Source organism: Desulfosporosinus sp. (genome assembly GCF_014237355.1).
Lineage (GTDB): Bacteria > Bacillota > Desulfitobacteriia > Desulfitobacteriales > Desulfitobacteriaceae > Desulfosporosinus.
The window spans coordinates 89,224-99,569 of the sequence record NZ_JABZFS010000003.1 but is presented as its reverse complement, the minus strand read 5'-3'; the positions used below and the strand labels follow the sequence as shown (position 1 = coordinate 99,569).

Annotated in this window: 8 protein-coding genes; 4 read left to right on the top strand and 4 right to left on the bottom strand. The window is 38.5% G+C overall.

The window, feature by feature from the left end; all coding sequences use genetic code 11:
* Positions 1-697: 697 nt before the first annotated feature.
* A complete protein-coding gene (locus HGJ98_RS00985) occupies positions 698-925 on the top strand; it encodes a hypothetical protein (protein ID WP_291349128.1) in 228 nt (75 codons plus the stop codon).
* A gap of 206 nt (positions 926-1,131) precedes the next feature.
* Here HGJ98_RS00985 and HGJ98_RS00980 read toward each other — a convergent pair whose 3' ends face one another.
* A complete protein-coding gene (locus HGJ98_RS00980) occupies positions 1,132-1,845 on the bottom strand; it encodes a DUF421 domain-containing protein (RefSeq protein WP_291349127.1) in 714 nt (237 codons plus the stop codon).
* A 570-nt stretch (positions 1,846-2,415) separates the two neighbouring features.
* Here HGJ98_RS00980 and cphA point away from each other — a divergent pair.
* The 3 genes from cphA (at position 2,416) to HGJ98_RS22270 (ending at position 5,903) form a co-directional block, all read left to right on the top strand.
* Positions 2,416-5,034 (top strand): cyanophycin synthetase, encoded by a 2,619-nt coding sequence (gene cphA, locus HGJ98_RS00975; protein ID WP_291349126.1) that lies wholly within the window; start codon positions 2,416-2,418, stop codon positions 5,032-5,034.
* Between the two features lie 93 nt (positions 5,035-5,127).
* Positions 5,128-5,397: a hypothetical protein gene (locus tag HGJ98_RS00970; protein ID WP_291349125.1), complete on the top strand. Its 270-nt coding sequence runs from the start codon at positions 5,128-5,130 to the stop codon at positions 5,395-5,397.
* A 335-nt stretch (positions 5,398-5,732) separates the two neighbouring features.
* Complete coding sequence (locus tag HGJ98_RS22270; RefSeq protein ID WP_367142641.1) at positions 5,733-5,903, top strand: DUF2892 domain-containing protein; 171 nt, start codon at positions 5,733-5,735, stop codon at positions 5,901-5,903.
* A 263-nt stretch (positions 5,904-6,166) separates the two neighbouring features.
* Here the strand turns inward: HGJ98_RS22270 and HGJ98_RS00965 are convergent, their stop codons facing one another.
* From HGJ98_RS00965 to HGJ98_RS00955, 3 genes are all read right to left on the bottom strand, one after another.
* Positions 6,167-7,621: a hypothetical protein gene (locus tag HGJ98_RS00965; RefSeq protein ID WP_291349124.1), complete on the bottom strand. Its 1,455-nt coding sequence runs from the start codon at positions 7,619-7,621 to the stop codon at positions 6,167-6,169.
* Positions 7,622-7,803: 182 nt separating this feature from the next.
* A complete protein-coding gene (locus HGJ98_RS00960; protein WP_291349123.1) occupies positions 7,804-9,213 on the bottom strand; it encodes a sigma 54-interacting transcriptional regulator in 1,410 nt (469 codons plus the stop codon).
* Positions 9,214-9,408: 195 nt separating this feature from the next.
* Positions 9,409-10,104, bottom strand: a complete 696-nt coding sequence (locus HGJ98_RS00955; protein ID WP_291349122.1) for a hypothetical protein — start codon at positions 10,102-10,104, stop codon at positions 9,409-9,411.
* Between the last annotated feature and the right edge of the window lie 242 nt (positions 10,105-10,346).

Sequence of the window (10,346 nt, the reverse complement as noted above, 5' to 3'; positions counted from 1 at the left end):
GGAAGCGGGTCCACCGGCCGCGCATACTACGTATAAGCGGCCGAGTTGCGGGTTAGGGCTTATCTCCGCTATGTGAGCGGCTTAGCTAATTCTTAAGTCTAATCTTGCACTCACCAAGCTAGGCACGCGGTTGCAGGGGACTCCCGGCAACATAATGCAGCCCAGCGCGGGTATTACTCCGAGGCACGAGGAGGAATTCTCGCGCAGCAAAGACCACAAACAACGAGCTAAGCGCGGTTAGCTCCCCGAGGGGAGATCCACCGCGCTTGGATAAGCATGGACATAAAAATACGGCCTAACCAGCAGCGGCCCGAGGAAGCGAGGGACGAAGCCGGCTGGTAAGCCAGGATAAGCAAGCAAAGCGAGCGGGTACCGCGACGTCTCTTTTAGCCATTCACTTTCCACATATTATCTCTAAATGTGTGACTTATTATGTAGAATGAGTTGGTCCAAGGATCGGCATAGCTTTTATAGAGTTAACATTCATATGACTCAAGAGAACATCAAATGATGCGCTAAGTTACCGTACAATTTCAAAGTCAAGTAATAACGCGCTTGAGTTTTATAATTACTTCTCAATAGTCGCAAATAAATATTGTCGAAAGGCAGGAAATTCAGAATTATTAGAGAACTATTATTTATTGGCAAGGAGGAATGAGATGCCCTCATAATGGGGTTAAGACGAGGAGAGAAGCTTATGAGAGGAAGATATTATGTAATTGATAACCATAACAAAAAATTTAATGGGAACTCCAAGGCCACTGTAAGAGGAAATGCTGCTATTTTCTATTTAAACACATCGAATAACTATACTGGTGCGAAAGAGGACGAAGAAGATAGGAAAAAAGCGATTATTTCGGTGAGTATAATTATCGCGTTCTTAGTCTTATTTACTATGGTTGTTACGATTTCAAATTATAATTAAATCAACACTAATACAAAAATACACATATAAATAACAAAATTAGAACTGAGGTAATAAAACCTTCGGTTCTTTTTTTATCCTCCAAGATGGCTAATTGTCTAAACTAATCTTTGTAGATAACATTGTAGCGAAACAACGATTACTCTGAACATATCGCAGTGTTTAAGAATTTGCTTGGGACGGTCCATGGGATCCTCCTGACTCTTTTATTCGATACCATACTGTCCTTCAGTTTCTTCATTGTTGGTTTTTTTAGATACATACAAATTTCCCGATGAATCTAAGCCTGCATAGAAAACTTCTTGAACACTTGAAATTCCTTGGCTGTTAAGCTGATTTTTTAGCCATTCCTCATTTAATTTTGCACTTCTGAGATTTTCTTGCATTATATTTCCGTCGATTATAATATCGGCCGTTAATCCCTTATAAACTGTCGTAATATTTAGGTCAGAGGGGGTTAACGGCTGCTTTTGTGATTTAGGTAAAACCGATAATTTACCTTCGTTTTCCAAAATTGCGAACTCTACGTCAGCAATGTTAAATATATTTTTTTCTCTTAAAAGAGACGTTAATTCATTGGTGGTTAAACGTAATCGTTTTAGGTTTTTATCAATAATTTGGCCATTAGCGATTGCAGTTACAGGTTCACTGTTCGTTAATTTTCGGAACCATAAACTTTTTATGTGTAAATATCCAGTGATAATTGAAAGGGTTCCAAAGGTAATTAAAACAGTAACAGCTGTGATAGTAGTGCTACCTTGACTCATTGCAAGATTAGCTGTAATTGAACCTATGGATATAGCAACACCAAAGTCAAAGAAGGTCATTTGGGAAATGACCTTTCTACCCATCAACCTTGCTACTATTAGAAGTAAAATAAAGGCAAAAAGAGCCCTTAATACTACCAGAATAGTATCCATTATTCCTACCTCGAATTTCTTAGATTTAATACTTTAGCCTTTTGCAAACTCCTTTAAAGAATGTTCATTTATTGCCTCGTCAATTGCAGTTTTGTTGGAATTTCCAATGATAAAGGCCCCCGCCGTTACCGATGAGGGCAAAGTGTAAAGGAGGATGCAACCAAAGTTTAATATACCCTCAAACCTATTCAATTATTCTGCCTATAGGATATTTTAATTCAGGTATAAATTTAAAGCCTCACTTTATACTTTCTTTATTTTTCCTCCTTGTCATTTCTCACGATTCTTATTATTTGTTTCAACCGTTTTCATTAATCTTATTAATATGATTAATATACCTAAAGTTTATAAACAAAACATTCCAGCGTATAGGTTCTGTACTTGGTTATATTAGATTAGTAGTTTGATAGACTTATAAATAATGAAGTTTATCAATCTATTTACGATATAGGGAGAGTCCTTTAACACTCTCCCCTTCGCATCTATGGATTTATCATGAAAATTGACTAAATCAAATAACCCTATGTTTCCTGCGGATTTTGTATGTATATACTCGAGGAGGAGAGCTTCGTGAAACTTATTAGTTCTAAGGTCTTTAAGGGTAGAAATATATATACCCATAAAAAATGCATACGGCTTAACCTAGATTTAGAAGGGTATAGCGAAATCCCTAGTAAAAACATCAGTGGTTTTAATCAGAATTTAATAAGTCTATTGCCAGAGCTTGCGACGCATCGATGTGGAGTAGATGAGAATAGAGGCTTTATTAAGCGACTAACAGAAGGAACATACTTGGCACATGTATCGGAACACATAATCATCGCCCTCCACAATATGGTTAGTTTGGACATAAGTTATGGGAAAGCTCGAGAACAATCCGGAGAAAACTATTACGTAATTTATCAATATGAATACGAGAATACAGGTTTAGAGGCGGGAAATATAGCTGTTGATCTTATTAACTCGTTAATCAATAAGGAGCCATTTGATTTGGACCTAAGACTAAACAAATTAAAGAACCTCCTAAGAAGTGAACAACTCGGATTAAGTACCCTTGCTATTTGTGAAGAGGCAAAAAATCGAGGAATCCCTATTTTAAGAATCGGTGAACAAAGTATCTTTCAACTAGGCTATGGAAAGCATTCAAAAAAGATACAAGCAACTGTAGGTAATGATACTAGCGAAATTGCTGTAAGCATTGCCCAGGATAAATTATTGACAAAAGAGCTATTAAGCTTGCATTGTCTACCTGTAGCAAGAGGTTTCAAAATAGGGAGTAGGCTCGAAGCAATTACACACGCTAAGGAGGTTGGTTATCCATTGGTTCTTAAACCCCGGTTTGGAAACCAAGGCAAGGGGGTCATTGTCAATATAAAAAATGAAATACAACTATTAAAGGCCTATGACCTTTTAATAAAGGACTATAAAGATTTAATAATCGAAGAGCATATTAATGGAAATGACTATAGAGTATGCATGGTTTATGGAGAGATTGTTGCAGTTTCAGAAAGAATCCCTCCCTATATTATAGGCGATGGGATAAGTTCTATCGAGGAGCTTATCCGTCAAACAAATAAGGATATCCGTAGAGGCGAAGGTCATGAAAAGGAATTAACCAAAATTAAAATTGACGATGCCCTTATAGAATACCTTAGACGAAAAAGGTTTACCCTGAAGTCTCTTCTTCCTAAAGATAAAAAGCTATTTTTAAAAGATAATGCGAATTTATCAACGGGCGGGTTTGCAATTGATTGTACTGAATCAATATGCGAGGAAACGATTGAATATTGCAAAAGAGCTGCTAATGCTATTGGATTAGATATCTGTGGTATAGATTTGTTATGTAAGGATATTAGTAAACCCCTAGATCCTGAAGGTGCAATTACAGAAATAAACGCAGCCCCGGGCATTCGAATGCATCAGAATCCTTTCTTCGGAACTAAACGCAATGTAGCCGGACATATCGTTGATAAATTATTCAAAGATAGCCTAGGAAAGATCCCACTAGTAGCTGTAACAGGAACAAATGGAAAAACCACTACGACTAGACTCATTGCGCACATACTTTCTGTTGCAGGATACACTGTAGGTATGACTACTACGGATGGAATTTATATTGACGGAAAATGTATCTTTAAGGGTGATACTACCGGCCCCAAAAGTGCCTTAGCTGTATTAATGAATAAGAATATCGATGCAGCAGTCCTCGAAACTGCTAGGGGTGGAATAATTAGAGGTGGGCTGGCCTATGACTTAGCAGATGTCGGAGTTATCACCAACATAACTCAGGATCATCTTGGGATAGACGAGGTAGAAACTTTGGATGATTTGGCTAAGGTTAAGGCATTAGTAGGAGAAGCTGTAAAGGAAGAAGGCTGCGTTGTCATTAATGGGGATGACAATATGAGTATTAGTATCTTAGAAAGATTTAAGAGTCCTCTCGTGATATTTTCCCAAACCAAGGACAATCCAATCCTGCAAGCTAACATCAAAAACGGAGGGTTTGGAATCTATGTAGATGAGGGTAATATTGTCATCGAGAAAGACTCGATGACCGAAAAATTAATAGATATAAACAGCATCGTCATTACCTTAAAAGGCATTCTCAAATATAACATAGAAAATACCTTAGCTTCCTGTGCTGCCGCGATTGGGTTAGGCATAGATTACGCTACTATTAGAGAGGGTTTAAGATCTTTTACCTGTAATCAAAATCCTGGTAGATTTAATATGTACTATGTAAATGATAAGAGAGTTGTATTAGACTATGGACACAATAAAGATGGTTATAAGTGTGTACTAGATGGCCTTAAGCAATTAGAACATAATAAACTTATAGGAGTTATTGGAGTACCAGGTGATCGATCAGATAAGGATATTGTTGAAGTTGGTAAATGTGCCGGTGAAAACTTTGATTATATTTTTATAAAAGAAGACGGAGATAAAAGAGGGCGGGCTAACGACGAGGTAGCAAACCTCTTAGAAAAGGGAGTGCTAACCTCAAAGTTTAATTCGATGAACTTAAGAAAGATTTCAAAGGAGACCGAGGCTTTTAATGCAGCATTAGATCTTGCAGAACTCGAGGATATTGTAATTGTCTTCTTTGAAAAGCTTGAACCTCTTATTGAGATAATAAGAAGTAAAACTAATGAAATAGAAAATAGCATCCTTGACCTTGCTGCGAAATAAATCCGGGGATCAAACAGGGGTTTCTCTTCTTTTGTCGAATTTAGTAAATTAGCCAAACAAAACTAATACATGTATATCTTAGGGGGAATTTTTATGAGTTATCAAATCGATGGTGCTGTTGTTAAGGAACTGGGTATTACTTTTGCTATAGTTGTGGTGAAACCTCACATAATCCAAAGTACTACTGAAACTCAAGAAGCTAGAAATGCTTATCGTCATATTTTTCCGAACATGCCGATCATCTTAATGGGTGAAGATTCGCAAGGTAAACCTGCTTACTATGGTCGAAAAGATATCGTTAATTTTCTTGCGAAAACAGACCCCAGCAGAATTCCATGGAGACGATATATAGTTGCTGATTAGTGTGCACCTTAGAGACTGATTCCATTGCCTAAAAAACTAACACTATGCAAAAAAGCCCTTGCTCATCTGATCAAGGGCTTTTTTGCATAGTGTTAAAAAAGGTCCCTCCGGCCATAAATCGGAAGGACGAGAAGACAAGAATTTTACTACATGAACAGGACTAAAAGTCTTTTCAACATATTAATACTATTTTCGATGATATTTTTAGAGGGTTCTTTCGGTGGCAGTTTTTGGAAGTGATGTTAGATGAGAACAAACACTTGCTTTGTATGGATTGCCCATATGGGGGAAAAGCTTAATCATATAGTCTATTCATTGATTGCGAGGGACGAAATATGCAGCTTGAGTTTAAAAGGAATCTGGGGGTAATAGATCGGATAATTCGCCTTGTAATTGGGTTAATTCTAATAAGTTTAGTAATGCTACAGATCGCCACGAATTGGATGGCCCCATTAGCTTTTTATATTGCTGGTATTATCATTTTTGAAGCTATCATTGGGTACTGAATTGTCTATGATGTAATGGGTTGGTCAACCCGCGAACGAATAAATCTAAGTTAGCATTAACTCACAGTCACACCCTAAAATTCATACTTTCAAACGTATAGGTATTTAGAAAAACTATATGAATTCTGAAGCCTAAAGACATTGTGCATACCTCCGGACGCGGAGGTTTCTTTTTATATTCCTGATAGCCTTAGAAAACCTAGCATTGCAATTAAAAAGCCGTCCTTTATGGACGACTTTCTTTATTAAAGTGAAGGCCCCTCTCATTGAATTGAGTAGGCGTTGGCTAAAACGAAGGTAGTACCATCGTAGTCATATTCTTGTGTGAATCTTGTCTTGGCATTCCCTTGTGATCTTACACTGAAGTTATCTTGAGTCATACTGATTCCCTTTTTTGTGATTTGCCATTCTCCATTGTCTCCCGCTGTAGCGTCCCAAAGGACATTATATCCGTCTTTGCCATTCCAATTAATCAACGTTAATTCTGGATAACCCCCACTCTCCCCACTTGTCGTTATAAGTCCTAAAACGGGGAAGGTCATTCCTTCTAGATGATATAACTTGATGCTTATTGGATACAGGGAAAAGTCAAGTTTCGTATCACTACTTCCAATCTGAACCTTTGTTTGCTCTTCAAATGCTTTACCATTCCAACCTAAGACAGCTAGTGAGCGTGTTTGATGGTAATAGGCGATCAGCTCGTTTTGCTTATCGTTATCTAAGTCAAAAAGATAATGATCATTTTCAGGAACCCTATATCCCCGAGGCAGCACCTCTTCAGTAATTTGTTTAGGGACAGGAGCATCCGAGGAGGTGGTTACTTGCTTAGCAGATACGGTATGGGTATGGTTGTCCAGGGCTAAATATCGGCGATCTATATTATCCGAATTTAAGCTAGACTCGCTTTTCTTAAAAAGGTAGGTAGTGTCCTTGTATTTGCGTCCGGGTATGATGGTCAGTGATTCTCCACCAAAGTAGTCGCCAGGGCGGGCCCCAGCGTTCCTTATCAGGCTTATATGTAAGTTGTAGTTTCCAGGAGCTAGGTCGTTAGCACTTACAATTCCTGTCTCCTTGTCGTATTGCACATGAACTGATGTTCCATCACTTGTGGTTAATGTTACCTTTGGTTTGTCCGTCGATGTTACAGTTTCCAGGTGGATGTAGTCGCTTAAGGCAAGTTTAAACTCGAAGGCTCCAAAAGGAGGGTTAACAATTGCATTGAACTTGGAAATGAGATCATTGCCACCGATCGCTGTAAAGGCGCTTGAATCTTTCATTAACTCAAGCTCATTAAGAAGACCTTTAGCCTCAGAGAAATACTTATCTTTTCCAGATCCAGTATTATAGAAGTCCTCATAAAGTGGTTTTAACCGCTCTATTTCCCGGGCAGCCAATTTTGCCAAGCTATTTGCATACGCTTCTGACGATGGATAGTTCTCTTTTAGGATTTTTAAAATCTCAGCTGATCTTGCCTTATCACTAAAATTAATCTCAAACAACTGTCCATAGGCAAACGCTGCTTTGGTGTGCTGTGGAAAATCATAAATAAAGGATCGGTACACCTCATCTGCCTCAGATGCTTGTCCATTATTATGAAGCGTGGCAGCCATGGTTAACCTCTGATTAGGTTGATAAACCAACTTTAGGTAGCTGCCGCTTCCAGCGACAACTAGACAAACTAATAAGATTATGAAAATGTGTTTCTTGTTCCACTTCAAGTCTTTTCCCCCTTAGGTCATATATGTCGTTTTACCAATTCCCGGGAGCCCTATTTTCTTAGATAATACTGGCGTTAGTCTAATAATTCTTTATGAATGGAGAAATTCCTCCATACAATATAAAAAATCCCCACCTTGCGAAAGGGTGGAGATTGAAACTATAGCCAGCTATGTCTTGGCTATTAGTCTTCCATTTTTATGCCGTAACGGTGTAATTTATTGTAAAAGGCGCGTCTCGAGATTCCCAAAGACTTCATGGTGTTCGTGCGGTTATTATTATTATTGGCCAAGGCTAAGAGAATCAGTTCTTTTTCGAACCTTGCAACGTTTTCTTTCACAGCATATGGCTTATTTTGAACACTTGAGTATTGCCCATCGGCGGTCGTAAATAGTGCAGGCAAATGCCGAATCTCGATCATGTCGCCCCCACAAACGATGCTGGCGTGTTCCAATACATTTTGTAATTCTCGAATGTTTCCAGGCCAGTCATAAGCCTGAAATATGCTCATTACTTGGGGAGATAAAGTCAACTCATAATCAACTTGTCGAGCGAACTGTTTTAGAAATGTTTTTGACAGTGCCAATAGATCATCCTTGCGCTCGCGAAGCGGAGTTAGAATAAGAGGAACAATATTCAGTCGATAGTACAGGTCACGCCGAAATGTTTCATTCTGAACCATACTCTCTAAATCCCGATTGGTGGCTGCAATAACTCGAATATCAATTTTAATAGTCTTTGTACCACCTACCCTTTCAAATTCCTTTTCTTGTAACACACGCAGCAATTTAGCTTGCATGGTAAGGCTCATATCCCCGATTTCGTCAAGAAAAATTGTACCACTATTAGCAAGTTCAAACTTACCTAGCTTGCCCCCTTTTTTAGCCCCTGTAAAAGCTCCATCTTCATATCCAAACAATTCACTTTCGATTAAATCCTCTGGTATTGCAGCACAATTCACCTTAATCATAGGCTTGTCCTTACGCCGGCTGGAATTATGAACAGCCCTGGCTAAGACTTCTTTGCCAACCCCACTTTCACCCAGGATCAGAACCGTACTTTCAGTACGTGCCACTTTAGCTGCTAAGACCAACGTTTCCTTCAGCCGACTGTTTTGCCCTACATATTCCTTGAAGGAATGAGGCAATTTCTCCCACTGTTCTAACTGTTCTTTCAAATAATCCGCTATACCTTTTGTTTGCTCCAACTCACTTTTTAATTGAACAACTTCGTTCACATTCCTGAAAATTGAGATAGCACCGATAATTTTCCCATTATCATAAAAAGGAAACGTACTTCCTACCACATTCATATCTAGAGATTCTAAGTAACCGACATTATTGCTGCTGGCTACCCCTGTGCGTAGTACTTTAATTGTCCTTGAGCCAGGTTCAAGTTCTTCCAACCTTCGACCTAAAGCATTGGATACCGGCACACCCAAAACCTTAGAATAGGCTTCGTTAAGGTAAACAATGACTGTATCTGAATCAATAACTAATACGACATCGTTTATGTTATTTAGGATTGTAAAGAAGAGTTCGTTATCCCATTTACGAATGACCTTAGTTGTTACTGCATGGGTTCCTACAAACATTTCTATCCTCTCCTCTTTAAGCTATGTATAGAAAGTATACATCATATCGAGACAAATCTCACTTCATAGAGAAAATTAATGGGGATTTATTTTCTGAAACAGAAATGAATTTTTCTACTGCTAGAAAAAGAGCGCTGACTTGAGTTAAAGTCAGCGCCTCTTGCGAGGACATTTTTATTCTTATGATAACCTATCCTATTTCGCGATTTGTACCTTTGGAGAGGCAGCTTCTAGCTTAACTAAGAATTTGAGGATGCCGTAGATTCCCAAGACAAAGCATGCTCCGCCAATTAGCTCAATTCCTATCCACTGGTATACATTTGTAACGGGAACACTTGAAGCGATAGCTTTATCTGTCGCCCCTTTCATGGCCTCTATCACAGCAGGATCACCTCCAGCAGCAGCGACTGCATTTGCATGACCAGCAACCGTTTTGGCAGCGATAGCAGCAGCAGTATGTCCTCCAGAGATTGCTGCGGCTATAGTAAAGCACATAAAGGAGTAGTTATTGAAGATCCAAGGTAAGATATCTTTCAGAAAAACGATTAACGATATAAACAGTGCGATATAAATTAGTTTAGAATAGAATATTGCCTCTACTGTATGAGGATCGGTGTATTTTGTTAGATTTCCGCCCAGGAGAGGAACCGTAGAAACAACCCATGATTCGATTAAAACTAGGTTGATCATTCCGAAGGCACTACCTAGCAGTATAGCAGGAACTTCTTTCATATTCATATGTGCCATAAAGAAAAAAATCATTACAATAAAGGCCGGCCAAGTAGGTAAATGCATACTTTCCATGACAAATTCCCCTACCATAACAATTGCTAGTAATAAAACTAAGAAGATTAGATTCATTTTATTGAAGACACTTGATATTTTTGCCATTTGCCCTATCCCCTTCTTTCAACTAAATTAAAAATTTCAACTAATTTATTAAAACGCTCCTCCTTCCTTTATGAAAGCCTAATGTTCTAAGACTCCTAAAAACAGTTTGATTTTTAAGACACGATATTGACAGTGCAATTTTTATGCCACTATGTTCCCTCTTCCTGTTAACCGGAGTTATTCACCCAAATACAAAAAGAAATGCTGCCTCCTCGTGGTGAAACCGCCCCAATTAGGTAGTA

Excerpts from the sequence above, each read along its gene's own strand:
- HGJ98_RS00980 (WP_291349127.1), bottom strand. The coding sequence starts at position 1,845 with ATGGATACTATTCTGGTAGTATTAAGGGCTCTTTTTGCCTTTATTTTA.
- HGJ98_RS00955 (WP_291349122.1), bottom strand. The coding sequence starts at position 10,104 with ATGGCAAAAATATCAAGTGTCTTCAATAAAATGAATCTAATCTTCTTA.
- HGJ98_RS00970 (WP_291349125.1), top strand. The coding sequence starts at position 5,128 with ATGAGTTATCAAATCGATGGTGCTGTTGTTAAGGAACTGGGTATTACT.
- HGJ98_RS00985 (WP_291349128.1), top strand. The coding sequence starts at position 698 with ATGAGAGGAAGATATTATGTAATTGATAACCATAACAAAAAATTTAAT.
- HGJ98_RS22270 (WP_367142641.1), top strand. The coding sequence starts at position 5,733 with ATGCAGCTTGAGTTTAAAAGGAATCTGGGGGTAATAGATCGGATAATT.
- HGJ98_RS00960 (WP_291349123.1), bottom strand. The coding sequence starts at position 9,213 with ATGTTTGTAGGAACCCATGCAGTAACAACTAAGGTCATTCGTAAATGG.